We start from the raw sequence: 26067 nt of genomic DNA, 5'->3' as shown, positions 1-26067 counted from the left end.
TTAATGGGCTATTATAATAACCAAGACCCCCTTTTTAATATATCCCTTCGGACCTGCAGCGTGCAGGTCCACTTTTTTTGTCTACATTCGCAATTTTACAGCGGTACGATAACCTGCTGGCGCTTGCGATAAAATACCCACTGCTTGAAGCCGATTTCCTTCAGCCTTTTTTGTACAAGCTCCCAATCGTCGCCGACTCTGCTTGGCACATGAGCATCCGATCCAAACGTTACGTTCACCCCAAAGTGAAGCGCACGCTCCAAAATCGCATCCGACGGATACCAGCCGCCCACATCCTTGGTGCTTCCGGACGTATTGATTTCAATGGAAACGCCGCATTCAGAAATCGTCTGAAGCGCTTCGTCAATTTCTGCATTGGCCGGAATATCTGAAAACGCAGGATAATAACCCTTCATGGCATCGATGTGTCCCAAAATATCAAACATTCCGCTGCGCGCGGACTGCTGAATCAAATCATAATAATCTTTTTTTGTTGCAACATGCTGCTCTTCGTTCAAGCCCTTCCAACGGTTTCGGTTGAAAATGCTGACGCCGCTTACTTGGTGAACGGAGCCGATTAAATAATCGAACGGAACGCCCTCGTACGCTTTCCGGTAGCTATCCGCGTATTCAGGGAAAAAGTCCGATTCCATGCCAAGCAGTACTTCTATTTTCCCCGTATATTTGTCCTTCAAACGCAGCACTTCCTCGACATAGCTTGAGAAGTCGCTTCTAGCCATTGCGATGCCGGGCAAAGGCTGATCCTCTGCATGGAAAAAATACGGCGAGTGGTCGGAGATGCCGATTGCTTGAAGTCCAGCATCTATGCCTGCAAGTATGTAATCCTCAATCGTGCCATTAGCGTGGCCGCATCTCACATGATGGGTGTGCAAGTCAAATTTCATTATAATCTCTCCTTGTTTCTCTGAAGTTGTATGTTTTTATTCGCTGCTAATGAATTGATGCTCGGGCATGCCCTTTAAGTCGCTTAAAAATTGCTGCAGCGCCGTATTAATGTAACGCCCCGATTTGTAGACGACACCGACGGGATGACTCGTTTCAAGCTCGTTCACCTTGATCATCTTGAGCGTTCCGAGCCGCACCTCATTGGCAATCGAAAGCTTGGATACGACGGCAGCGCCCAAATTGATCTCCACCATTCGTTTTACTTCTTCGCTGCTTGAGACCTCCATGACGATATTCGGCTGAATGTTGTATTTACGGAATATTTGATCGACGAATCGCCGGCCAAGCGTATCCGGTGCAAGCATGATCATCGGTATGTCCTTCAGCGTATCAACCGTAGTATGCGTCAGCTTGCTCATAGGATGCGTAGGGGACACGATGAACTCAAACGTATCGTAATACAGAACGGAGGAGGTAACGTTCGCGTTTTTTTCGGTCAGGTATGTAATCCCGATATCAACCGAGCCATTTTCGACGCTTGTCATAACTTGAGAAGAAGGCATGGAATGTATAGTGGTTTTGATTAAAGGAAATTGGTTTTGAAAATAAGACAAGACTCGCGGTAAAATTTGGATCGCGATCGAAGAGGTTGTTCCAAGGAGGATATGTCCTTGAGGCGTTAGATTCAAATCGGACAGCTTTTGTTTTAATTCTTCCACAATCGTAAGGATCTGTTCCGCATGCTGCAAAAAAACTTGTCCGTGATCGGTTAGAGTGACTGGTTGATTACGATCGATAAGGACCGTCTTGAACTCATCCTCCAAACTTTTGACTTGCGCCGATACGGCAGGCTGGGTTAAATTCAGCAATTCACCCGCTTTTCGAAAGCTCATCGTCTTGGATATCGTAAGGAGTGTTTCAAGCTGGCTCATGTTCACGTCAATCCCCCCTTTCAAAGATACATAAATGCTTAAAGGCGTATCTTACTATTATAATGGATAGATGAAATTACAGCAAAAAAGGCTGCGTTCGCCTCAGGCATCGTTTGCCAAAAGCGAGTGCAGCCCTTGCTCTTAAATCGAACAGGCGTCATAACCATTCTTTCTTGCGGAAAATGTAAAACATGCTTATGCCGAGCAGCAGCATAATGCCGAGTAAAATATACGAGCCCATTTGAAGATGGAGGCCAGGAATAAAATCAAAGTTCATCCCATAGATGCCGGTTATAAAAGTGAGAGGCATGAATATCGTCGTAATCGCCGTGAACACGCGCATAATTTCATTGGCGCGGTTCGAGACGCTGGACTGGTAAGCCTCGCGCAAGTTGCCCATGAGATCGCGGTACGTATCGAAGGACTCGGCGATTTTTAGCGCATTTTCATAAATATCGCTAAAATACTTTTGCAGTTGGTCGTCAATAAGCTTGAGATCCTTCTTATTAAGCGTTGCGATTACGTCGCGCTGAGGTCCAAGCACCTTCTTGAGCCATAATATTTCGCCGCGCAAACCGATAATCTCGTTCAAATGCGATTTTTTGGTGTGCATCAAAATATCCTCTTCCAGCGTTTCGATACGGGTATCGATACGATCGCCGACGAGGAAATAGTTGTCGACAACCATGTCGACGAGGTGGTACAAGAAATAATCGGGACGGCTGACCTCTTGCTCCCAAAGGACGGGCTTTAAGGAGCGAAGCTCATTAATTTTTTGTTTGGTTACCGTTATAATAAAGTGGCGGCCGAGAAAAATGTTCAGCGCCCTAAGGAAAATTTCTTCATCATCAAATCGAATGCTGTTAATGACGATAAAATAATGGCTTTCGTAAATTTCAATCTTTGGACGTTGCTCCTCTTCGCTGAGGCAATCCTCTACGGCCAAATCATGCATGCTGAACAGCGGCTGCAATATAGCGAGGTCCTCCACATCGGCATCGATCCAGTAAAATCCTTCTTTTGAAGGGATAAGTGTTTCATTAATATCGTCAATAGTCGTGAAAATGCCATTGCTAACGAGACGTATTTTCATCCGGAGTCACTCCTTTTTTCTTAGAGGAAACTGCCGGCTGAAATGGACCTGGCCGGCAGTAACCGTATTCGATCATTTTCAGGCTTTGGTCTGTCGCCCTCCATGTCCGTATGCACCCCTTTATTAATGGAATAAATGAAATAATTCTTGTCTAGTATACTCCCGCATAAGCTTTACATTCAAGCATTAAAACAACGAAATTTCAGCTAATTTTTCAGCTTACGGCAAGGTCCTTCTTGACGCGATTGACAATATGCATTAAAGTGAAATTGAAATGTAACCGCGAATAATTGAATAGACTACTTTCTTATCAAGAGCAGGCGGAGGGACTAGCCCGATGAAGCCCGGCAACCGGCGTTTAAATACGCACGGTGCTAATTCTTGCGGAATTTTTTTTCTGAGAGATGAGAGAGGCGGATGGCTTATTTACTGAGCATACGACCTTTTCTCACAGCAGAAAGGGTCTTTTTCATGTTCAAGCGGTCATACTGCCTAAAGAGGAGTGAACAACATGCCTATTAAAGTACCAGACAACTTACCGGCCAAAGAAATTTTAAACAACGAGAACATTTTCGTGATGGATGAGAGCGTCGCTTTCCAACAAGACATAAGACCGCTTCGCATCGCCATCCTGAACTTAATGCCGACTAAGGAAACGACAGAGACGCAGCTGCTTAGGCTTATTGGAAATACGCCGCTGCAGGTCGAGGTCGTCTTGCTTCACCCTAGGACGCATACTTCAAAAAACACGTCAGCCGAGCATTTGGAATCGTTCTATAAAACGTTCGATGAGATTTCGCATGAATATTATGATGGACTCATCATTACGGGCGCGCCGGTTGAGCAAATGCCTTTTGAGGAAGTCAATTACTGGGAAGAGCTAAAAGAAATTATGGACTGGAGCGCGACTCGCGTCACATCTACCTTCCATATCTGTTGGGCCGCGCAGGCAGGGCTGTACCACCATTTCAACGTGCCGAAATACAACTTGGACAGCAAGATGTTCGGCGTTTACCCGCACACGGTAGAGAAACGTAATGTGAATCTGCTCCGCGGCTTTGATGAAATGTTTTTTGTCCCGCAATCGCGTCATACGGAAGTGCGCCGCGAGGATATCGAGCAGCATGAGACACTCGATATTTTATCTGAATCACCGGATTCTGGCGTATATCTCGTTGCATCCAAGGATGGCAGACAAATTTTTGTAACAGGCCATTCCGAATACGATCCAACTTCCCTCAAGTTTGAATATGACCGCGATAAAGCCAAAGGGCTTACGATAGATGTGCCTAGAAACTATTTCCCGGGCGATAATCCGGCCAACTTGCCGCTGTCCACTTGGCGCGCGCATGCGAATCTGTTATTTTCGAATTGGCTTAACTATTATGTTTACCAGCAAACGCCGTTTGATTTGGGAGCAGGCATTTAACAATAGACGAGGGAGTGCTATTTACAATGAAAATTGAAAGCCATTTAGCTCAGATCGGATCCATTAAAGAGCCTGTAACCGGAGCGATAAGCTTTCCCGTGTATCAGGCGACCGCATTCCGTCACCCGAAGCTTGGCCAAAGCACGGGCTTTGATTACGCGCGCACCAAAAGCCCTACAAGGGCTGTGCTAGAGGAAGCTGCAGCGCAATTGGAAGCGGGAGATGCGGCATTTGCCTGTAGCTCCGGCATGGCAGCGCTGCAAACGATTTTTGCCTTGTTCAGCCAAGGCGATCACTTGATCGTGTCGCTTGATTTGTATGGAGGCACTTACCGCTTGCTGGAGCGGATTATGTCCAGATTCGGAGTAACGGCTTCGTATGTGGATACGAATGATATCGATGCGATGTCTACGCTTTGGACGCCAAATACGAAAGCGGTCCTTATCGAGACGCCTACTAATCCGCTTATGATGATTACCGACATCGAGCGCGTAGCTGCATGGGCGAAGTCGAAGGGCTTGCTCACCATCGTCGATAATACGCTGCTAACGCCATTCTTCCAACGTCCGATCGAGCTGGGCGCTGATATTATCATCCATAGCGCGACCAAATATTTAGGCGGCCATAACGATGTGCTTGCCGGCCTTATCGTAACGAAAGGCAAGGAGCTCTCCGCCGAAATGGCGTTCCTGCACAACTCCATCGGTGCGGTGCTTGGACCGCAGGACTCTTGGCTTCTAATGAGAGGCATGAAGACGCTGGCCCTTCGGATGGAGCGCCATCAACATAACGCGACAACAATCGCGAATTATTTGCTTGAGCACCCGGCAGTTGAGGATGTCTATTATCCGGCGCTGCCGCATCATCCTGGCCATGAAATCCAGAACAAACAATCATCTGGCAATACCGGTATTTTCTCCTTCCGCTTGAAGGATGCCCGTTACGTAGAGCCGATTTTGCGCCATATTAAGCTCATTGCATTCGCCGAAAGCCTTGGCGGAGTTGAGTCCTTGATGACCTATCCTGCGGTTCAGACGCATGCGGACATCCCGCTCGAAATTCGTCAAGCGATCGGCGTCGACGACCGTCTTCTTCGTTTCTCGGTCGGCATCGAGCATGCCGACGATTTGATCGGTGATTTGGAACAAGCGCTGGCCGCTGCAAAACGCGAAATCGAGGAGGTTCAATAACCGATGGGCAACGACAACAACAAAGTGAAACCTCAGGATCGCCGTTTTGCAACGAAGCTGCTTCATTTTGGAGCGGAAATTGATGAGCATACGGGAGCGTCGAGCGTTCCGATCTATCAGGCATCAACGTTCCATCATCATGATATCTTTAATCCGCCGGACTACGACTACAGCCGTTCCGGCAATCCTACGCGCCAAGCGTTAGAGGATTATATCGCGCTGCTAGAGGGCGGCTCGCGCGGCTTCGCATTCGCATCAGGCATGGCTGCGATCTCGACCACTTTCCTGCTGCTTTCCGCAGGCGACCATGTCATCGTGACCGAGGATGTATACGGCGGAACGTACCGATTGCTTACGACGATTTTGGATCGGCTGGGCATCGAATCTACTTTCGTGGATATGACCGATTTCGAAGCGGTAAAGGCTGCGCTTAAGCCTAATACAAAAGCGGTATTTATGGAGACGCCATCGAATCCAACGCTCAAAATTACGAACATAGCCGAGACATCGGCATGGGCGAAGGAGCATGGCTTGCTCACGATGCTTGATAATACGTTTATGACCCCTTATCATCAGCGCCCGATCGAGCTCGGCGTAGATATCGTGCTGCACAGCGCAACTAAGTTTCTGAGCGGCCACAGCGACGTGCTTGCTGGGCTTGCGGTTACCGCGGACGAAGGTCTCGGCAAACGGTTGAAGCAGCTGCAAAACGGCATGGGAACCGTACTTAGCCCACAGGAGTCATGGCTGTTGATGCGTGGCATGAAGACGCTGAAGGCTCGGATGGAGCACAGCGAGCGGAGTACGCGCAGACTGGCTGAATGGCTGTCTGAGCATAAGGAAGTAACGGCTGTTTATTATCCGGGCCTAGATCATCATCCGGGCAGAGAAATCCATGAGAAGCAGTCGCTTGGCTACGGAGCTGTCGTATCCTTTGATGTCGGCAGCGGCGAACGCGCCAAATCGCTGCTAAGCAAGGTACAGATTCCTTTGGTTGCGGTAAGCCTGGGTGCAGTAGAGAGCATTCTTTCTTACCCGGCGATGATGTCTCATGCGGCAATGCCAAGAGAAGTGCGGCATGCACGCGGCATTACGGATGGTTTGGTTCGTTATTCGGTTGGTTTAGAGGATATCGAGGATCTTATCGAGGATTTGGACCAAGCACTTCGCGCCTAAATAGGACGAAATGGAAGAAAAGCACGGTTGTTCTAACGGACACGCCGTGTTTTTCCGCATTTTAGACTGTGAGGGCATCATATGGCAAGTGACTTGGCATATAGATTTATGTTAGGATTAAGTGATCGGTTGTCTACCTAGAACGGAACTAAGGAGGTCTTGCGGAATGGGAACGTTAGACCATATATTGGATAAAGCATTGCGCGGCGAGCGAATTGAGCTCGAAGAGGGCATGGAGCTGCTTGCTTCAGATCAGATTGAGAAAATGGGACATGTTGCGAATCAGATCATGCTTAAGCATCATCCAGATCCTATAACAACATTTGTTGTAGGTCGAAATGTTAACTATACGAACGTATGCGATGTTTATTGCCGCTTTTGCGCTTTTTATCGCGCTCCAGGCTCTAAGGAAGGTTATGTGCTTCCGGATGAGACGATTTTGAAAAAAATTCAAGAGACTGTTAATGTTGGCGGTACCGAAATATTGATGCAGGGCGGCACGAATCCGGATTTGCCGTTTACGTATTATTTGGATCTGCTCCGCAAAATCAAACAGCAATTTCCGGGCATTACGATGCACTCCTTCTCGCCTGCTGAAATTCAGAAGATGAAGGTTGTATCGGATGGTCTTTCCTTGGATGAGGTCATCAGACAGCTTCATGAAGCGGGACTCGATTCCTTGCCTGGCGGCGGCGCCGAGATCTTGGATGACCGCACTCGCCGCAAAATCAGCCGCATGAAAGGCTCTTGGACGGATTGGATGGACGTTATGAAGTCCGCACACCGCCATGGGATGAACACGACTGCGACGATGGTTTATGGACTTGGCGAGACAGTAGAAGAGCGGGCGCTGCATATGCTTCGTATCCGCGACGCTCAAGATGAATGTATTGCGAACAAATATGATTCAACAGGTTTTCTCGCGTTCATATCATGGCCATTCCAGCCGGATAATACGAACCTTAAGCTGGAGAAGGCAAAGCCTGAGGAATATCTTCGCATCGTAGCGGCTAGCCGCATTATGCTCGATAATATTCCTAACTTCCAATCGTCTTGGGTGACGATGGGGCCAGAGATGGGCAAACTTTCGCTTTCTTACGGCTGCAACGATTTCGGCAGCACCATGATTGAAGAAAATGTGGTTTCGGCTGCAGGAACGACTCATAAAGTAAATATCGAACTTATTCTTCAGCTCATTCGCGAATGCGGCAAAATCCCGGCTCAGCGGGATACTAAATATAATATTTTGAAAATGTACAACGAAACAGACAAAGCTGATCTGGATTTTGTCATGCAAAATTAATTTCAGCTTATCCAAATAGCTTCAATAAAAGACGTCTGCTGAACGTTCTTCTCCACGCGAGAGGAATGGTTTGGCAGACGTTTTTTGCTATGTCTTGCTTCTAGGCCAGGCTGCGGCTTGATTCCCTTACATTCCAATGTCTTCATCGTATATCCCCGAACGCCGCACCATATACTGATAAGGAACGAAAGGGGTGAGCCTATGGAGCTATTTACGATTTCTTTGCCTACAAGCCTCCAAAAGTCGGTGGATAAACTTACGAATTTGTTGAAGGAACAAGTGCTCGACGATTTACATATTGGCTCAAAAAAGGAGCGGCAAGCCATCGTTGAATTTTTGCCGATATCCGATCAGGATGTCAGCTGCCAAGCCATATTGCCGCATTTTCAGCTTAAAACGCATGGTCCTGCTGTCTATCATGCGGCAGCGAAGGCGATTGCCGAATTTGTGGTGAGCGAGCTTGAACCAACCATGCTGTCAACTATTATTCGCAGAAAGTATCGAAATAGCCATTCGACCGATGCTGCTGCTATTGAGCGATATTGTCATGATCTTCTGCACGGCAAAGAGTGGGATAGCCTTGGCACTAAATTTCTGGATGCTGACCGATTAAGGCGCAAGGGCAAAGTGACGACTGAGGTTGAGCAATTTTTGCAGGAGAATACGCAGCTTAACGTAACTGGCTTTACAACTTTCCGGTTAAAGCCTTATCGAAAGGAACTAGCCGAGGTTGTTGAATATGCGTTAGACGAATATGTACTCGACAAACAATATCAGGAGTTTATTTCCCTGTTAAAATATTTTGTTTTTCTTCAAGATACGAAGCTGCCGATGGTTCATTTGCTTCACAAGGGCGGGCATGACTTCATGCTCTATGATGAGAGCTTTCAGCTGCTTGACCCGAATCCGCCAACCGACCGTATCGTAGCCGAAATGCTCGAGACCGAGATGAATATCGAGGATATGGTCATCAGCTCCCTGATCGCTGTATCGCCAAACCACATTACGATTCATACGAGGCAGCCGGATATGCAGGTCATTCGAACGATTGAAACGATCTTTGATCAGCGGGTAACCGTATGCGTGCAATGCGCATCCTGCAGCAGCAGCCTGGATGAGCTCATTCAGCCGTAGGAAAATATTTCAGCTGGTCCTATAGCCTTGACCAATCGCGCAAGTCAAGCTATAATGACAGTCATATACGTTCTAATCGGCAATGATAAAGACATGTATCTGCTCATGATGTTTGGCTCAGAGAGAGGAAACTTGGCTGCAATTTCCTTCCATAATGTCCGCAGATATACCCCTTTTTAGCTGTATGGCCTAACCTATGGCAGCTCTTCACGAGCTTAGCTGTAGCAGTAAGCTGTACCGGAATTCTCCGTTACCAGATCATACAAGGACTGCATGCCATGAGCTGTTGATGCTGGCACAGTTGAAGTAGGGTGGAACCACGAGCACACAAGCACTCGTCCCTTTTTTAGGGATGCGTGCTTTTTTTGTGCTCTTTTTTGCTTGGAACGGGAACTAAACAATGAAGCGATTTGCTTACAGACAAACTGGAGGATGAACGAAAATGGCCATTCAAGTTACTTTGCCGGACGGCGCGGTAAGAGAGTATGCTGCAGGCACAACAATTGAAGAAGTAGCGGGCTCTATCAGCTCGGGACTAAGAAAAAATGCGATTGCCGGAAAAATCGACGGGAAGGTAGTCGATGTGTATACGCCAATCGAGGCGGATGCGGCAATTGAGATCGTAACCGTTGAATCGGCTGACGGCCTTGAAGTATATCGCCACAGTACGGCGCATTTGCTCGCACAGGCAATCAAGCGCATTTACGGAAATACGAATGTTAAGCTTGGCATCGGTCCCGTGATCGAGGACGGCTTCTACTATGACATAGATATGGAACAGTCTTTGACGCCTGAGGATCTTGTGAAGATCGAGAAGGAAATGGAGAAGATCGTTCAGCAAAACCTTGATATTCGCCGCCGCGTTGTCAGCAGAGACGAAGCACTTGCGATCTTTACCGAGCTGGATGACAATTTGAAGCTGGAGCTCATTCGTGACCTTCCTGCTGATTCCGTCATTACGATGTATGACCAAGGCGAGTTTTTTGACCTTTGCCGCGGACCGCATCTGCCTTCGACAGGCCGTATTAAAGCCTTCAAGCTGCTTAGCGTGGCTGGCGCATACTGGCGCGGCGATTCTAAAAACAAAATGCTGCAGCGGATTTACGGTACGGCGTTCCCGAAAAAAGCGCAGCTCGATGAGCATCTCCACTTCCTTGAGGAAGCGAAGAAGCGCGATCACCGTAAGCTCGGCCGCGAGCTGAAAATGTTCACGTTCTCGCGCGAGGTTGGCCAAGGCTTGCCGCTATGGCTGCCAAACGGCGCGAAGCTTCGCAGAACGATGGAGCGTTATATCGTTGATCTTGAAGAAAGACTAGGCTATGAGCATGTCTATACGCCGGTGCTTGCGAACGTAGAGCTTTACAAAACATCCGGTCACTGGGAGCACTACAGCGAGGATATGTTCCCGAAAATGATTATGGACAACGAGGAGCTTGTTCTGCGTCCGATGAACTGTCCGCATCATATGATGGTGTTCAAAAGCGACATGCGCAGCTACCGCGATCTCCCGGTTCGGATTGCCGAGCTTGGCACGATGCACCGTTATGAGATGTCTGGCGCGCTTACTGGCTTGCACCGCGTACGGGCAATGACGCTGAACGATGCTCACATCTTCTGTCGCCCGGATCAAATTAAAGAGGAATTCGCACGCGTAGTTAATTTGATTCGCAAAGTGTATGAAGATTTTGGCATCAAGGATTACCGTTTCCGGTTGTCCTACCGTGATCCTAAGGACACGGAGAAATATTTCCAAAATGATGAAATGTGGGAAATGTCACAGCGCATGCTTCGCGAGGTAGTGGAAGAGCTTGAGCTTCCGTTCTTCGAGGCAGAAGGCGAGGCGGCATTCTACGGTCCTAAGCTTGACGTACAAATCAAAACAGCGCTAGGCAAAGAAGAAACGCTGTCGACTGCACAGCTTGATTTCTTGCTTCCTGAGCGCTTTGAGCTTGAATATACAGGCGAGGATGGCAAAAAGCATCGTCCGGTCGTTATTCACCGCGGCATCATCAGTACGATGGAGCGAATGACTGCATTCTTGCTCGAGAACTTTGCAGGCGCACTTCCGCTTTGGTTGTCGCCTGTACAAGCAAAGGTTATTCCGGTATCGACTGCTTACGAGGGTTATGCTCGCAAAGTGGCTGAGCAGCTTCAAGCAAGCGGCATACGCGTTGAAAGCGACCTGCGCAATGAGAAGCTGGGTTACAAAATCCGCGAGGCGCAGCTTGAAAAAGCGCCTTATATGCTGGTCGTTGGCGAGAATGAAATGCAAGCAGAAGCGGTTTCCGTACGGAAACGCGGCGAAGGCGATCTTGGCTCCATGCCGTTAGCAGAGCTGATTGCGCTGCTGCAGAAGCAAATCGCAGATAAAGAACAATAATAAATAACGCATAAAGCTTGTGCCATCGGGGCATTATTCTTCTGAGGAGGAAGTAACCCAGATGGTCACAAGCTTTTTTTATATCAAAAGAGGACTAACCTTACTGCTGTTTCTGTCAGTTATCGTTATCGGTTTAAATACAGCCAGATGCTCGGCGTCGGCTGAAGCAACGCCGCCAAAGCAAGCAGCCTCAGGTGATAAGCTGGCGAGCAAAAATAATGAGGGAGAAGCCGCAGGGCCCTCAAAAAAGCTGAAGCCGAATACGGTTGAAGTCGTAGCCACAGGCTATACAGCAGGCGTCGAATCGACGGGCAAACGTCCAGGGCACCCCCTATATGGCATAACGTATTCAGGCGTTAAGGTGCGCAGGGATCAGGTGTCGACGATTGCCGCGGATACGAAGCTTTTTCCAATCGGCACCTTGCTTTACATTCCGGGCTATGGCTACGGCGTAGTGGCGGATACCGGGTCGGCTATAAAGGGAAAACGCATCGATCTGTATTTCGAAACGATCAAACAGGTGTACGAGCAATGGGGCAAGCGAACGGTTCACGTAGAGGTGCTGCGGAGAGGCACAGGCAAGCTTTCACAGGCTTGGCTGAACAAAATCAATCTGGCAATCGAAGCCGGAAAACCGATCCCGCAGACGTATTTGGAATCGTGAAAAACTCGTATAATAAGCGGCAGGAATGCCATACTATCAAATGAAACGGGGAGGTGATTACAATGGCTAAAAACAAAAACAACAAAGCCCAAAACAATCAATACAATGCAGAATTCGCGGAAGAGCTTAACCAGAACAACGCTGCTGGCAAACAAGCGGCAAACACAGCTCAACAAAAAGCTGAGAAGTAATATTTTTTGCCATGCAATAACGAGCCATTACAGAGGAACCCTTGCGGTTCCTCTTTTCTTTTGCCTAAGGCTGATATATAATTTAGGGAAATTTTGTATCAGCTTGCGAGAGGAGCAAAAAACCTGACATGAGTGCCACTACAGGTTGGTTTTCACGTAGCCATAAATCGAAAACAACGGACTCATCTGGATCGGAAGAGCAGGCCCGGATGTCACGTCTTTTAAACGAATCTGTCGTTATATCGGACCAATTAAGCGCTGCTGTAGATGAGGTTGACCATTCGGCAAAACAATTGACCGAGGTCGCCGATCAATCGGCACTGCAAGAGCAGCAGCTTCGCACGAACAGCACCAATGCAATGAACCGGATCGAAGAAGCGTTCTCCGCGCTACAGGAGGTTGCCTCGGCGGCTGAACAAATTAGCGGAGCCTCTGCGCATTTGAATACAAAGAGCAAGGAAACAAAGGAAGTTGTGCTTGATGTCTGCCGTTCGTTAACGAGCACTGATGAGGTCATGAAGGAGCTAAGCAGCAATAACCGTTTGATGGAGCAGCATATTCGCCAATTGATTGAACAGACCTCATACATTAACGAAATTAATCAATTCATTCAAGAAATCGTATCGCAAACCTCGCTGCTGGCACTCAATGCCTCCATTGAAGCGGCGCATGCAGGGGAATACGGACGCGGGTTCTCCGTCGTTGCCCAGCAGATCAAGAAGCTTGCGGAGCAAAGCGGCGAAGCTGTAAAACGTTCTTCGTCGCTCGTCGAGCAGATTGAGCAGGGCGTGAAGCAGGTCGTGGAGGCTGTCGATAATGAGAAATTGTCGGTCGAGCGCGGCGTAGCGGAGATGGCGGTCAACAAGAGCCGCATGGATCTGATCTTCTCGCGCATTAATGAGGTGGACGAGCTTGCAGAGCAGACTAGCGCAGCTAGCAAGCAGCAGACCGGCCATATGTCGGAATCGACCGAGATGCTGAAGGATGTCGTAGATTCCGTTAATGAGACGCTGCAAAGCGTGGACAGCACGCTGCGAATGACGCAGCTTCAGCGCGGGCAAATCGGCAATATGAATCGGATCAGCCGTAATCTGCGCAAGTCGTCGCTCGATCTGTCGCATGCAATTGATCAGGTAGGCTTCAAGCGGGCAAAGCAAGCGATTCATGTGAACGTCGCCGCGATCCAAGAGTGGCTGAAGACGGCTGCCGCCGATCTTCAATTGTTATCGTTGGAGGAAGCAAAGCATGAGCCTAAGCTGACCTCGCTGCTGAAGGCAAAGCCTGATATTGAAGCCATTTGGTCCAACCGCCTTGATGGTTCGTTCGTATTCTCGTTGCCTGAAGCGGGACTTCTGAATGCAAAAGGGAGAGAATGGTGGAAGCGTGCGATTAGTGGGCAAATATTTCAATCGGAGGCCTACGTATCTGCGATAACGAAGCAGCACTGCATTACGGTGTCTGTTCCGATATACGGTGAGGACGGCAGCGTAGTTGGCGTAATTGGTGCAGATGTTTCCATCGCATAAAAAACAGTTTTCAAATGGCCCTGGTTTGTTGTATGATTATATATGTAAGAAATAATAACATGACAAGACAGGTGAATTCTCATGACAGATCCGATCATTCATTCAGGCTTTGTAATTGCTGCCCATCATCGTAAAGCGGGCGAGGTTTTTCCTTTTATCGATGCCTACGTAGCTAAGAAAGAGCAGGAAATAGCCGAAATTGAACAGATGGTTGAGCGTTATGAGAAGAGAAGACTGATGGAAGACCGCGCCTACCAATCGATGTCTACCTTAAGAAGAATGCTGTCAGGCAAGAAGCCTGATCATCATTTAGCCGTTGAATATATTCATTTTGTAAGAAAACCGATGGAGAAGGTTCGCGCGCTCCGCTTAGAGATCGAAAGCGCACGCTCCATTAAGAATGTGTCGGCGCCGACTGACATCGTAACCGTCTCTTATGAGCTAGCCAATGAAATGAACGAATAATCGCGCATCGTCGCCCTATATAAGAAAGAACCGTCTTGGCCCGCTTTGGGCATAGACGGTTCTTTTGGTTTATTTGCTGTTTCGCAATCGGTCATAATCGAGGAAATCATGCTCCTGGCTGTAAGCCGGAACGCCATGAATGCCGACATCAAGGCCGACGAGCTCCTCGTCCTTGGAGACGCGTACAGGCATAATCTTGCGAATAAGCCAAAGTGCTGCCCATGTCAAGAGGAAGCCCCATACGGATACGATTACTAGCCCGAGCGCTTGCACGCCCAGCAAGTTAAAGCCTCCGCCGTAAAATAAGCCGTAATAGCCTTTGCCGACGTCCTCTGTTAATTCCGGAAGCGCGAACAAACCGACTGCAAGCGTACCGATGCTGCCGCTGATGCCGTGAACCGCGAATGCGCCGACTGGATCATCAACTTGTCTGCTCTCCAGCCATTCCGTGACGAGCACCATGGCGATTCCTGATACGGCGCCGATGCCGATGGCTGCGATATCCGACACGAAGGCGCAGCCTGCCGTTATGCCTACGAGACCGGCAAGCGAGCCGTTAATGACCATCGGAGGATCGGCTTTTTTATAGCGGAACATCGTGAACAGGATACAGGTTGCGCCGCCCGCGGCTGCCGATAGCATCGTCGTAATGGCGATATGCCCGATCGAGCCGTTAGTTGCGCTGAGCGTACTGCCGGCATTAAAGCCGAACCAGCCAAACCAAAGAATAAATGCGCCGACGGATGCGAGCGGCAGATTGGAAGGCGGTACGATGTTCACCTTGCCGTCCGCGCTGAACTTGCCGATACGCGGACCAATGAAGATTGCCGCCGCAAGCGCCGAGAAGCCGCCTAAAGCATGGATGACGGCCGAACCGGCAAAGTCGATCATGCCAAGCTTGCCGAGAAAACCGCTGCCGGACCAAACCCAATGTCCCGCGAGTGGATAGATGAAGCCGGTCATTGCGATGGTTAACAAAATATACGCTCTAAAGTTAATGCGTTCCGCAACCGCGCCGGACACGATCGAGATAACGGCGATAACGAACGCGCATTGGAATAGCCAATACGTTTCATGAGTAATATTTAATACGATGTGGGAGAGGTCCCCATTTATTAGAAAGCCAGTCGTTCCGATCAACCCGCCGGCATCCTTCCCGTACATGAGAGCGAATCCAAAAAAGTAAAAAACGAGTGCGCCGAAAGCGATGTCGACAAACACCTTCATAATAATGCTGACGGCATTCTTCTGCCTGACGAATCCTGCTTCGAGCAAAGCGAATCCGCCCTCCATGAGCAAGATCATGGCTGCTGTCAAAACGACCCAGATCGTATCCAGTCCCTTTGACAGTTCGATAACGTCCATTGCTTCATCTCCTGTTCCTCATATTCATACATGGATATCTCTATTCTCCTAATCCGTTCATCATTATAAATAGAAGAAGTAAGCAATGTCAACGCTGTGCGTGATGTTTCATGACGCATGTTAGGTTTGAAATGGATAGAATCAACAAAAGCTCGGTCTAGAGACTGATTGCAATTTCAATCGGCCGTCCCTTTTTCTATTTCGTGCTGTCCGTTATACTAGGGTTATCAAACGACGATGGAATCGTAAGGAGCTGGGGCCGCTTGAACGGAAATTTCGCAAACCGGTTATTCACCGGATTAATCATTATTGCAGTTGGCGTATTGTTTTTGCTCAGGCAAACGGGTCATGTGACCTTTGATTTTGGTGATCTGTTTTCTACCTATTGGCCTGTTATCCTCATTATTGTCGGCATCAGAGGTTTGCTATCTTGCCGGACGCATGGCTCTGGCTCAAGCTGGTGGGGAGCAGTCGTGCTGCTGATTGGATTTATATTTTTAGGACGTAATCTGGAGCTGTTTTCTTGGTCGATCGGCGATATCGTTCCTTATATTTGGCCAGTCGTCGTCATTTTAGTCGGAATCAATTTAATATGGAGACCTAAATCCAGACGTAATGAGCCGCCGAAGGATGACTGGAAATCGTATCGCCCTTATCAAGACCAATCATCGGTTCCGCCGGCACCGCCTTTGCACCCAGATCCATTGCAGGCGCCGCCTGAGCCTGATGGTTTGCACGCCCAAGAAGACAAACGCGCAAGCTTGGGCGACATTCCATTTGAAAGCTATCCTGCAAGCAAGAAGGAATACAGGGAGTGGAAGCATCATCACAAGTCTGAGATGAAAAGAAACGCCCATGAGTGGAAAAGAAATCATAAAGAGCATGTAGAGTGGTGGAGCCATGGCGATTCGAATGTGCAGACGCGTTCCGGGTTTATCGGCGATATTCACATCGGCCATGATTATTGGGACTTGAAGCCGCTTAACATTTCGCATTTCATTGGCGATACGGTGCTTGATTTAACGAAGGCTCAAGTTTCAAACGGTGAAACGAAAATTCATATCTCTTCCTTTATAGGAGATGTAAAGGTATATGTGCCGAACGATTACGAGGTAGGCGTGCAGGTCGTATCCAGCGCTTTCATCGGGGACGTGAAGATTCTTGGACAGAAAGAGGGCGGCATGTTTACGAATATCAACATCCAATCGCCTTCCTATAAAGAGTCTGACAAAAAAATCAAGCTGATCGTCAGCACATTTATTGGTGATGTCCGCGTTACGAAGGTGGGGTAGCTTGTTATGATGGTTCGGTTTTTGAGGAGCGGAAAGTGGGAGCTCATCGGAATGTTCGTCATTGCAGCTGTCGTATCGCTAGTGCTTGGAGCAGTGACGTGGATAGGCTTAGTAGATGAAACGGGAAAGACGGAAGCGCGCCTTGGGGCAGCAGCCGTCTTCCTGCTTGTGAGCGCAGCCTTCGGTTATTGGGCCGCACAGCGCATCGGTCGGCGCATCGATACGCTCCATTTGTCGTTGAAGCAAGCCTCCAACGGCAACTTCGGCGTGCGGATTACGGAAGGCGGGCATAATTCCTTTATCGAAGTATATCGCGAGTTTAATGAACTGGCCGAGCAAATGGAAGACAAGATGAAATGGCTGCAAATGCGCGGTGAGGAATATGTGATGACCGAATCGGCTTCTAACGAAGCAGCGGTTCTTGAAGAGCGCAAACGGCTTGCGCGTGATTTGCACGATACGGTAAGCCAGCAGCTGTTCGCGATTCATATGTGCGCCTCGTCGCTGCCGAAGCTGCAGCAGGTCGACCGGGAACGTGCCGACTCCGTGCTGGAGCAGCTTGTGAACATGTCCAACCTCGCCCAAAAGCAAATGCGAAACTTCATCGCGCAGCTGCGGCCGATGGAGCTTGAAGGACGGACTTTATATGAAGCGTTAGACAAATGGTTTCCTGATTATTGCCGGCAAAATAATTTGCAGGGCGAGCTGGAATGGCGATTGAAGGAGCATTTATCCGAGGCTAAGGAGCTTCAATTGTTTCTTATCGCGCAGGAAGCGATGGCTAATATCGTGAAGCATGCCGGAGCAACGGGCTGTACGCTTGCGCTGTCGGATAATGAACGGCAGGTCGTCATGATTTTGCAGGATGACGGGGCAGGGTTCAAGGCAGATGAAGTGAAGCGGGGGTCCTATGGGCTATCGACGATGCAGGAGCGGGCACAAAAGCTTGGCGGAGCGGCGGAGATTTGGAGCAAGCCCGGAGGCGGTACGAGAGTTAAGGTCACGATACCTAAAATGTTGCGGGGAGAGCAGGAATCATGAGCGGAACTGAGCTAATAAAAATTATGATCGTTGATGACCATGATATGGTAAGAACGGGTCTTCGGACATACTTGATGCTGGAGCCGAAATTTCAGGTCATTGCCGAAGCGAGCAACGGACAGGCTGCTATCGATATGCTTGCAGCGAGTACGGAGGAGAAGCGGCCTCAAATTATTTTGATGGATCTAATGATGCCGGGCATGGACGGGATCGAAACAACAAGAGCGATTGTGTCCAAATTTCCGGATATGAAAATCGTGATGCTGACAAGCTTCCTTGAGGATGATAAGGTATATAGCGCGATTGAAGCCGGCGCTGTAAGCTATGTACTCAAGACGGTATCCGCAGAGGAGCTTATTTACGCAATAAGCGGTGCATTCAAAGGAATGCCGGTCATGACTGCCGATGTATCCCAAGCATTAACGAGAGGCTTGCGCCAACGCACGGCTCAATCTGGCGATGAGGGCTTAACGGAGCGGGAGAAAGAAGTGCTTCTGCTCATTGCCGACGGCCAGTCCAACAAAGAGATTGCCGAAGAGCTGCACATTAGCGTGAAAACGGTCAAAACGCATGTCAGCAACTTGCTTATGAAATGCGAGCTTGATGACCGGACGCAGCTTGCTGTGCTCGCGCATCGCAAAGGCTGGGCTAATCGCACATAAAGGAAGAAATGGACGGGTATACTACCTACTAGCCAAAATAGAAAAAAGCTAGTGTAAAGGAGCAGCCGTCATGATCCCTATTTCATCCGTGCTGGAATCACGGGAGCAACATTTTCTTGAGACGAAGGAGCTGCTGGAATCGCAGCAGTTTACGCTTGGCGGCAATTGGGAATATGACAGAGGGTCCTTTGACCGTTCGCTGGATGAAGACCATAAAGTATGGCTTCGAATCCCTTTTGAGGTGCTGGTCGGAAATATCGATAGCATAGAAGTAGATAATGAGGCGAAAATAAAGTTAGGCACTCCTTATGTGCTTAAGCATCTGTACCGGGAGGGGAATGATCCCGAAGCATCCGTACGCGTAGTAGGTGCGCTGTTTGATCAGTTCCAATCGCCGTCTAATCCCGATGCTGATGTGGAGCCGCAGTGGATCGACCGAGCCAAGCAAGCGCTCCAAGAGGTTGAGCAGCTTTTTTAGGCTAAAGATTTAAATGAGTAATGATCAAAAAAACGTTCCCAAAATCAATTTGGAGCGTTTTTTTTATTTCTGTTTAAATTCCTTTTAAGTTTGTTTTAAGGTAGAATGTGCATGATAGAACTATATCAAATGAACATGTATCCAAACGTTGAAGCTTTGGGCATGATGGAATAAAGATTCAAGGAGGAGAACGTACATGGACGATCAAAACAACAAAAAGGGCTTTGACGATTTTTTTCGCAAAAATGACGATGAGCAAGGCACAGCAGGCCATAACGAAAGCACGATAAACGCTGAGCCGGAAAGCTCGAGAGAGACGCAGGAGCAAGCCCCGAAGCCCTCTTACTACTATTCTTACGGTCCATTTAAAGCGAACTCGCAGGAGGATAGCAGCGAGCCGCGTTCTGGCTACGAGACTGACAAGCCTAAGCTGATCCAAGATCAGCCTTATGGAAATACAAGCAGCCCGGCTGCGGATTCAGCATATGCGCAGCCATCTGAGAATCAGCCGGAATCGCTAACGGAGATGGAGCAAGCTGCGCCGAGAGCGCCTCAGCAGTCGCAAATTCGTTCCTTTACGCCTTCGCCGCAGTCCTCCAAGGGACCATGGCAGGTACGGGAGCCGCGCCGCACTTCCTTTAAAGCGATATTTGCATCGTTTCTCGCCGGTGTTATTTTAGTTGGCGGATTGATGTATACGTCGGACGTAAACAATTGGTTTACGAAAGAGCAGGCTTTAGCGTCAAATATACAATCGAGCGGTTCTGGCTCCAAGGCTGCTGCGGGTACAACGAACAATGGCGGCGCATCGACAGTAGCTGCTAGACCGGACAACATTGCAAAATTGTTCGAAACGGCAAGCCCGGCTGTCGTGAAAATCGAGACATACGTAAATACGGCAAAACGCAGCAACAGCGGCAGCATGCTGGATGATTCGTTCTTCCGCCAATTTTTTGGAGATGACTATCCAGGCACAACGGCACCTGATGCCGGCAAGCAAAATGATGAAGGCCAAATGCAGCAATCCGGCATTGGAACAGGATTCTTCTTCGATTCAACCGGCTATATTTTGACCAATCAGCATGTGGTTGGCGAGTCGGATCAAATCAAGGTCATCGTTCAAGGGTATGATAAGCCGTTTACGGCTGAGCTGCTCGGTTCCAGCTATGATTTGGATTTAGCGGTGCTTAAAGTGACTGGCGACAAAGAGTTTCCAACGCTACCGCTTGGCAATTCCGACAATATTAATATTGGCGACTGGGTCGTTGCAATCGGCAACCCATACGGCTTCGATCACACGGTAACCGTTGGCGTACTTAGCGCGAAAGAGCGTCCAATCGATATCCAAGATACACAGGGCGAGCGCAAATACGAGCATTTGCTGCAAACGGACGCTTCGATCAACCCTGGTAATTCCGGCGGTCCGCTGCTGAACGTAAACGGCGAGGTTGTAGGGATCAATACCGCAGTCAGCTCGCAAGCGCAGGGCATCGGCTTTGCGATTCCGACAAGCACGATCCAGGAAGTGCTCGATAATTTGAAAAATAACAAATCGATTCCTAAGCCGGCAGCGCCTTACATTGGTGCAGAGCTTCAAGACGTGACGGCTGATATTGCAAAACAGCTTGGCATGGACAAAGTGAAAGGCTCTATCGTTCGCAATGTATACTACAATTCTCCAGCTTACCTGGCGGAGCTTCAGCAGTTCGACGTAATCGTGGGCATTGACGGCAAGGAATATGCGAATACGCAGGCTCTTATAGCTGAGATACAAAAACGAAAAGTCGGCGATAAAATCGAGCTGAACATCGTGCGCAAAGGCAGCGATATGAAGCTTCAGGTTGAGATTGGCGACAAAAATACGCTTGGCGCTCAATAAAGGTTAAGCAATGGATGGAAACAAAAGGCGCAGAGAGACAGCATGCTCTGCGTTTTTTGCTGCAAATAGAGGGGGACAAGCAGATGAGACAACATATAGTAGTAGTAGATGACGATGATAAAATTATTTCTTTGCTTCGCAGAAGTTTAGCCTTCGAAGGGTATGAGGTAACTACGGCGTCAAACGGGATGGAAGGGCTTAAGGTACTCCTTAAGACAGAGCCCGATTTGCTTATACTTGATGTCATGATGCCGCAGGTGGATGGCTGGGAGGTTTGCCGCCGCGTGCGCGAGAGCGGAAGCACGGTGCCGATTATGATGCTAACGGCGAAGGATGACGTGATCGATCGCGTGAAGGGTCTAGATCTTGGCGCTGACGACTATTTGGTCAAGCCCTTTGCGCTTGAGGAGCTGCTGGCGCGTGCGCGGGCGCTGCTGCGGCGCAAATCCGATAAGATCGAGAAATCTAGCAATCAGCTGCTCTATGAGGATTTAATTTTGGACATGGATGCTAGGGAAGCGGTCCGCTCCGGACGGCGCATTGAGCTCACGTCCAAGGAATACGATTTGCTTCTTTTGTTCATGCAGAATCCGCGCCGCGTCCTTACGCGTGATGCGATTATGGAGAAAATATGGGGTTATGACTTCAGCGGAGAATCGAATGTTCTGGAGGTGTACATCGCGATGCTGCGCCAGAAGGTAGAGGACGGAGGCAAGAACCGTCTTATTCAGACGGTTCGCGGCACCGGCTATGTGCTACGCGGAGAGGCAGGTTAAGCATATGTCTATCAGGCTTCGGCTGACGCTTTGGATTTCAGGTCTGCTCGCGGTAACGATGATCGTCATTGGCATCTGTATTTACTTCTTCGTAAACTGGAACACCTATGCGGAAATAAAGCAGCAGATCCGGGTTCAAGACAGCAAAATTGAAGTTTTAGGCTCGACGAATTTTTTGGATAAAAAGCTTGATTTGTTTGTGGGGCCGCAGTTCCAAATCGATCAGAAGGACATGTATATCCAATTAGTAAACTATAAGGAACGCGCGATTACGCAGTCTAATAACTTCCCTTATGAATTTGTTATTCCCTATGCGGATGCCAAGAGCAAACCTAAGGAAGGTTTTGTGAAGGTAAAGGTTACGATTAACGATAAAAAATATGATATGCTCACGTTTCAGCGGCCTATTTATTTGAAGAAAGACAACAGTCTAGTAGGTTTGGTGCAAACGGGCGTGTTTTCCTATAATGAGGAAAGGTTTTTGAGCGGCCTTCGTACGATATTAATTTTCTCCTCATTAGTTGTTGTATTTATCGCCTTCACGGTCGGTTTATTTATAGCTCGCCAAGCGCTTCGTCCGATCGAACGTGTCATTCGCGCGACGGAGCAAATTGAGAACGGCTCCGATCTTAGCGTGCGAATTCCGGCACTCGGGCCAAATGATGAGATCGGAAGGCTGGTAAGCACGCTGAACGTGATGCTTGCCCGTCTGGAAATGGCCTATAATGAGCTTGACGAAGCCTATATGGCGCAGCGCAGATTCGTATCGGATGCTTCGCATGAGCTGCGAACGCCGCTTACGACGATTCGCGGAAATATTGAGCTCTTGGAGCGGATGTGGACGAAGGTGAAGGAGACGAACCGGGATGGCGATACGGGCGAGTGGCTGCCGCTAGATTCCGATCGTTATGAGCTTTCCAAGGAAGCGATGAGCGACATTTCGGCTGAGGCGATCCGCATGAGCACGCTCGTAAATGATCTGCTCGCGTTAGCTAGAGCCGATGCGGGCTATACGATGGAGAAAACGCCGCTTGACCTGCTGCCGCTTACGGAGGAGGTTGTGCGAAGAGCGCAGCTGCTTCCGCGTTCAGCTGAATGGCGAGTGGGAGATCTGTCCGCATTAGAAGGCGTGCGAGTCAATGCGAATCATAACTATTTGCAGCAGCTGCTGTTTATTTTTATCGAGAATGCGTTCAAATACACGCCGGAGGGCTCCATCGAGCTTAGCGCGATACGGAATGATCAACAAATCGGTTTTGTTGTACAAGACACAGGCATCGGCATGAATCCGGAGGAAATCCCAAATATTTTCAATCGGTTCTATCGGGCGGATGAATCAAGGGGCGTTACGGTCGGAACGGGGCTTGGCTTATCGATCGCAAAATGGATTATTGACGAGCACCAAGGGTCTGTGGAAGTGACGACTAGGGAGGGAGATGGGACGAAGTTTACAATCTGGCTTCCTATAACCTTTTCTGACACGTCTCATTCGTCTATAATAGTAGCAACGGATGAAATATAGGAAATATGATAATGACGCATATCCGGTCAGAAAGCAGGTGCAAGGAATGGAAATCGTAAGAATATCACCGCGTGGCTATTGCTATGGCGTCGTCGATGCGATGGTGCTGGCTTTGCAGACGGCCAAAAATTTAGAGCTTCCGCGGCCTATTTATATATTAGGCATGATCGTTCATAATGCGCATGTAACCGAGGCGTTCGAGCAGGAAGGCGTCATTACGCTTGATGGCGCGAACCGCCTCGATATTTTGGATCAAATCGAACAAGGCACCGTCATTTTCACCGCGCATGGCGTGTCTCCAGAAGTTCGTCAGCGCGCCCGCGACAAAGGTCTGTCCGTCGTTGACGCGACATGCCCGGACGTAACGAGAACGCATGATTTAATTCGCGCGAAGTCGGCAGAGGGTTATCATATTATTTATATCGGCAAAAAAGGCCACCCTGAGCCGGAAGGCGCGATCGGCGTTGCGCCTGATCAGGTACACCTCATTGAGCGCGAAGAGGAGATCGATGCGCTGAACGTGCCGGAAGGACGCATCATCATTACGAACCAAACGACGATGTCGCAGTGGGATATACGCCATATTATTAGCCGTCTTAGCGAGCGCTATCCGACAGCTGAGGTCCATAATGAGATTTGTTTAGCTACACAGGTTCGCCAGGAAGCGGTTGCCGAGCAAGCGGGCGAAGCGCAGCTATGCATCGTTGTTGGCGATCCAAGAAGCAACAACTCGAACCGTCTCGCTCAGGTGTCGGAGGAAATTGCCGGCGTCAAAGCCTACCGGGTATCCGATGTGTCTGAGATCGAGCAGGAGTGGCTCAAAGGAGTTGACCGGGTAGCGGTTACATCCGGCGCATCCACTCCGACGCCGCTGACCAAAGAGGTTATCACCTATTTGGAGCAGTATGACCACAATAATCCGGATACTTGGGAAATCCGCCGTACGGTTAACATGAATAAGCTGCTCCCGAACGTGCGAGTGAAGTCGGCACCTACGCCTTCCGCTACGGCAACAGCAGAGAAATCCGAATAAATAATCGTTTCAACCGATGAGGAATGATGAGCTTTCCCGTGAGATTTTTGGCATGGGAAGTTTGTTTTCCTCTTTTTTTTGAGGGAGATGGGTTGACGGAAAGCAGCTTATCTTGTATATTTACTTTAGTGATTAAAAGCGTAGAAGCTACGAAGCATAAAAGCTATAAAGCGTATAAGCGTTGAAGTGCGAATACAAATCCAAGCAAATGCTTACGAAGTAAGTTAAACATCACAAAACTAAGCGTATGCTTTCGTATTAATGGTTTTACAAAACTTTTAAGGAGTGGTCCCTATGATCGTGATTACAAATGCAAACATTGCAGAAGACCGTATTTCAGAAATTGTTGCCCATATTGAAAGAGCAGGTGTGCAGGCGCATGTATCAAGAGGGACGGATCGGACGGTTATCGGAATTATCGGTAAAGCCGAGCCAACGCTAGCGGAGCATTTGCGTCAAATGAAAGGTGTAGAGAACGTGATTAAAATTTCAAAATCTTACAAGCTAGCGAGCCGTGACTTTCATCCGGACGACACGGTTATTGATATTAAAGGGGTAAAGATCGGCGGAAGCAACCTCGTTATTATGGGCGGTCCATGTGCGGTTGAGACTCCGGAGCAAATCGATGAGATCGCTCGCCTGGTTAAGGCTGCTGGCGGTCAGGTACTGCGAGGCGGCGCCTTCAAGCCGCGTACAGGGCCTTACAGCTTCCAAGGCGTAGGCGTAGAAGGACTTGTCATGATGGCGGAAGCAGGCAAGAAGCATGGGCTTCTAACGATCACGGAGGTTATGACGCCTGAGTATGTAGATGTCTGCGCAGAGTACGCCGACATCCTTCAAGTGGGAACGCGCAACATGCAAAACTTTGATTTGCTTCGCAAGCTTGGCACGATTCAAACGCCAGTACTGCTTAAGCGTGGTTTCAGTTCAACCTATGATGAGTTCTTAAATGCCGCTGAATACATTTTGGCAGGCGGAAATCCAAACGTTATGCTATGCGAGCGCGGAATCCGAACGTTCGAGACTTACACGCGCAATACATTAGATTTGTCGGCTATTCCAGTGCTTCAATCTCTCAGCCATTTGCCGGTTATATCAGATCCAAGCCATGGCACGGGCCGCCGCGAGCTGGTAGAGCCGATGTCCAAAGCTTCGGTAGCGGCAGGAGCAAACGGTCTTATCGTTGAAATGCATACCGATCCTGACAACTCGATGACTGGCGATGGCGTACAATCGTTATTCCCAGATCAATTCGCCAACCTGCTGAAGGATCTTGAGCAGCTGGCTCCGATTGTCGGCAAGCAATTCGATACCCCTAAAGCGCCAGCAGAAGCGTTCAAGGAATGGAAAATCTAATCTAGTTGATGAATAAGCTTTGCCGTCCGAGGATGGCATGGCTTTTTCATGTTTGCCGAACTAAGTAAGAGCTTACATTGACAAAAAGCCGTTAAGCCTATATCAATCAAGGGCTGCGCGGCTTTTTGATTGCCTATTAAGGAGGAATTGTGAACAACTGTTCAAACTTGTAAGTATAGCTGACATAGCTACAAAAAATACCTTACATAGCTATTGACGGAGATTGAAGGCTAGTTTTATAATAACGACATGGATTTGGAGCAATAATTGAACA

23 protein-coding genes and 1 riboswitch are annotated in these 26067 nt (G+C 48.8%); of the genes, 19 read left to right on the top strand and 4 right to left on the bottom strand.

All coding sequences use genetic code 11. The annotated features are described in order from the left end of the window. Positions 1–95 precede the first annotated feature (95 nt). The 3 genes from ADU23_RS00755 to corA form a co-directional block, all read right to left on the bottom strand. The gene (locus ADU23_RS00755; protein ID WP_053371994.1) at positions 96–905 is read right to left on the bottom strand and encodes a histidinol-phosphatase; all 810 of its coding nucleotides are present in this window, start codon (positions 903–905) and stop codon (positions 96–98) included. Positions 906–941: 36 nt separating this feature from the next. Then, positions 942–1844: a LysR family transcriptional regulator gene (locus ADU23_RS00750; protein ID WP_053371993.1), complete on the bottom strand. Its 903-nt coding sequence runs from the start codon at positions 1842–1844 to the stop codon at positions 942–944. A gap of 151 nt (positions 1845–1995) precedes the next feature. Further along, complete coding sequence (gene corA, locus ADU23_RS00745) at positions 1996–2931, bottom strand: magnesium/cobalt transporter CorA (RefSeq protein WP_053371992.1); 936 nt, start codon at positions 2929–2931, stop codon at positions 1996–1998. Positions 2932–3235: 304 nt separating this feature from the next. Further along, positions 3236–3342: riboswitch (SAM riboswitch) on the top strand. Between the two features lie 100 nt (positions 3343–3442). Here corA and metA point away from each other — a divergent pair. The 10 genes from metA to ADU23_RS00700 all read left to right on the top strand — a co-directional run bounded on the left by metA (position 3443) and on the right by ADU23_RS00700 (position 14389). Next, positions 3443–4360, top strand: coding sequence for a homoserine O-acetyltransferase MetA (gene metA / locus ADU23_RS00740; protein ID WP_053371991.1), 918 nt, complete (start codon positions 3443–3445; stop codon positions 4358–4360). Between the two features lie 26 nt (positions 4361–4386). Beyond that, positions 4387–5550, top strand: coding sequence for an aminotransferase class I/II-fold pyridoxal phosphate-dependent enzyme (locus tag ADU23_RS00735; protein ID WP_053371990.1), 1164 nt, complete (start codon positions 4387–4389; stop codon positions 5548–5550). Positions 5551–5553: 3 nt separating this feature from the next. Beyond that, positions 5554–6726: a trans-sulfuration enzyme family protein gene (locus ADU23_RS00730; RefSeq protein ID WP_053371989.1), complete on the top strand. Its 1173-nt coding sequence runs from the start codon at positions 5554–5556 to the stop codon at positions 6724–6726. A 166-nt stretch (positions 6727–6892) separates the two neighbouring features. Beyond that, on the top strand, positions 6893–8029 hold the full coding sequence (mqnC, locus tag ADU23_RS00725; RefSeq protein ID WP_053371988.1) for a cyclic dehypoxanthinyl futalosine synthase: 1137 nt from the start codon (positions 6893–6895) through the stop codon (positions 8027–8029). A 201-nt stretch (positions 8030–8230) separates the two neighbouring features. Beyond that, complete coding sequence (locus tag ADU23_RS00720) at positions 8231–9163, top strand: putative sporulation protein YtxC (protein ID WP_053371987.1); 933 nt, start codon at positions 8231–8233, stop codon at positions 9161–9163. A 442-nt stretch (positions 9164–9605) separates the two neighbouring features. Further along, the gene (gene thrS / locus ADU23_RS00715) at positions 9606–11543 is read left to right on the top strand and encodes a threonine--tRNA ligase (RefSeq protein WP_053371986.1); all 1938 of its coding nucleotides are present in this window, start codon (positions 9606–9608) and stop codon (positions 11541–11543) included. Between the two features lie 61 nt (positions 11544–11604). Next, positions 11605–12207, top strand: coding sequence for a 3D domain-containing protein (locus ADU23_RS00710; RefSeq protein WP_053371985.1), 603 nt, complete (start codon positions 11605–11607; stop codon positions 12205–12207). Positions 12208–12269: 62 nt separating this feature from the next. Beyond that, entirely contained in the window at positions 12270–12398 is a 129-nt protein-coding gene (locus ADU23_RS33905; protein ID WP_269433050.1) for a hypothetical protein, read from the top strand. Positions 12399–12607: 209 nt separating this feature from the next. Continuing rightward, on the top strand, positions 12608–13924 hold the full coding sequence (locus ADU23_RS00705; RefSeq protein WP_231637281.1) for a methyl-accepting chemotaxis protein: 1317 nt from the start codon (positions 12608–12610) through the stop codon (positions 13922–13924). An 81-nt stretch (positions 13925–14005) separates the two neighbouring features. Continuing rightward, entirely contained in the window at positions 14006–14389 is a 384-nt protein-coding gene (locus tag ADU23_RS00700) for a hypothetical protein (RefSeq protein ID WP_053371983.1), read from the top strand. Positions 14390–14458: 69 nt separating this feature from the next. On the opposite strand, the gene ADU23_RS00695 is transcribed toward ADU23_RS00700, so the two are convergent. Further along, positions 14459–15754: an ammonium transporter gene (locus tag ADU23_RS00695; protein ID WP_053371982.1), complete on the bottom strand. Its 1296-nt coding sequence runs from the start codon at positions 15752–15754 to the stop codon at positions 14459–14461. 263 nt (positions 15755–16017) lie between these two features. Here ADU23_RS00695 and liaF point away from each other — a divergent pair, with 263 nt between their 5' ends. The 9 genes from liaF to aroF all read left to right on the top strand — a co-directional run bounded on the left by liaF (position 16018) and on the right by aroF (position 25793). Beyond that, positions 16018–17046: a cell wall-active antibiotics response protein LiaF gene (liaF, locus tag ADU23_RS00690; RefSeq protein ID WP_053371981.1), complete on the top strand. Its 1029-nt coding sequence runs from the start codon at positions 16018–16020 to the stop codon at positions 17044–17046. 6 nt (positions 17047–17052) lie between these two features. Then, positions 17053–18087: a sensor histidine kinase gene (locus ADU23_RS00685; RefSeq protein ID WP_053371980.1), complete on the top strand. Its 1035-nt coding sequence runs from the start codon at positions 17053–17055 to the stop codon at positions 18085–18087. Further along, entirely contained in the window at positions 18084–18749 is a 666-nt protein-coding gene (locus ADU23_RS00680) for a response regulator (RefSeq protein WP_053371979.1), read from the top strand. The genes ADU23_RS00685 and ADU23_RS00680 overlap by 4 nt, the downstream gene beginning before the upstream one ends. A gap of 70 nt (positions 18750–18819) precedes the next feature. Further along, entirely contained in the window at positions 18820–19227 is a 408-nt protein-coding gene (locus ADU23_RS00675; RefSeq protein WP_053371978.1) for a YugN family protein, read from the top strand. Positions 19228–19423: 196 nt separating this feature from the next. Beyond that, positions 19424–21106: a S1C family serine protease gene (locus tag ADU23_RS00670; RefSeq protein ID WP_053371977.1), complete on the top strand. Its 1683-nt coding sequence runs from the start codon at positions 19424–19426 to the stop codon at positions 21104–21106. An 83-nt stretch (positions 21107–21189) separates the two neighbouring features. Continuing rightward, entirely contained in the window at positions 21190–21882 is a 693-nt protein-coding gene (locus tag ADU23_RS00665; protein WP_053377396.1) for a response regulator transcription factor, read from the top strand. A gap of 4 nt (positions 21883–21886) precedes the next feature. Then, entirely contained in the window at positions 21887–23404 is a 1518-nt protein-coding gene (locus tag ADU23_RS00660) for a sensor histidine kinase (protein WP_053371976.1), read from the top strand. 46 nt (positions 23405–23450) lie between these two features. After that, a complete protein-coding gene (locus ADU23_RS00655) occupies positions 23451–24437 on the top strand; it encodes a 4-hydroxy-3-methylbut-2-enyl diphosphate reductase (RefSeq protein WP_053371975.1) in 987 nt (328 codons plus the stop codon). 294 nt (positions 24438–24731) lie between these two features. Further along, entirely contained in the window at positions 24732–25793 is a 1062-nt protein-coding gene (gene aroF / locus ADU23_RS00650) for a 3-deoxy-7-phosphoheptulonate synthase (RefSeq protein WP_053371974.1), read from the top strand. Positions 25794–26067: the final 274 nt, after the last annotated feature.

Origin of the sequence: Paenibacillus sp. FJAT-27812, assembly GCF_001273905.1 — a bacterium.
Taxonomy (GTDB): domain Bacteria; phylum Bacillota; class Bacilli; order Paenibacillales; family Paenibacillaceae; genus Pristimantibacillus.
The sequence above is the reverse complement of the archived record's forward strand: the minus strand, read 5'-3'. Positions and strand labels throughout refer to the sequence as shown.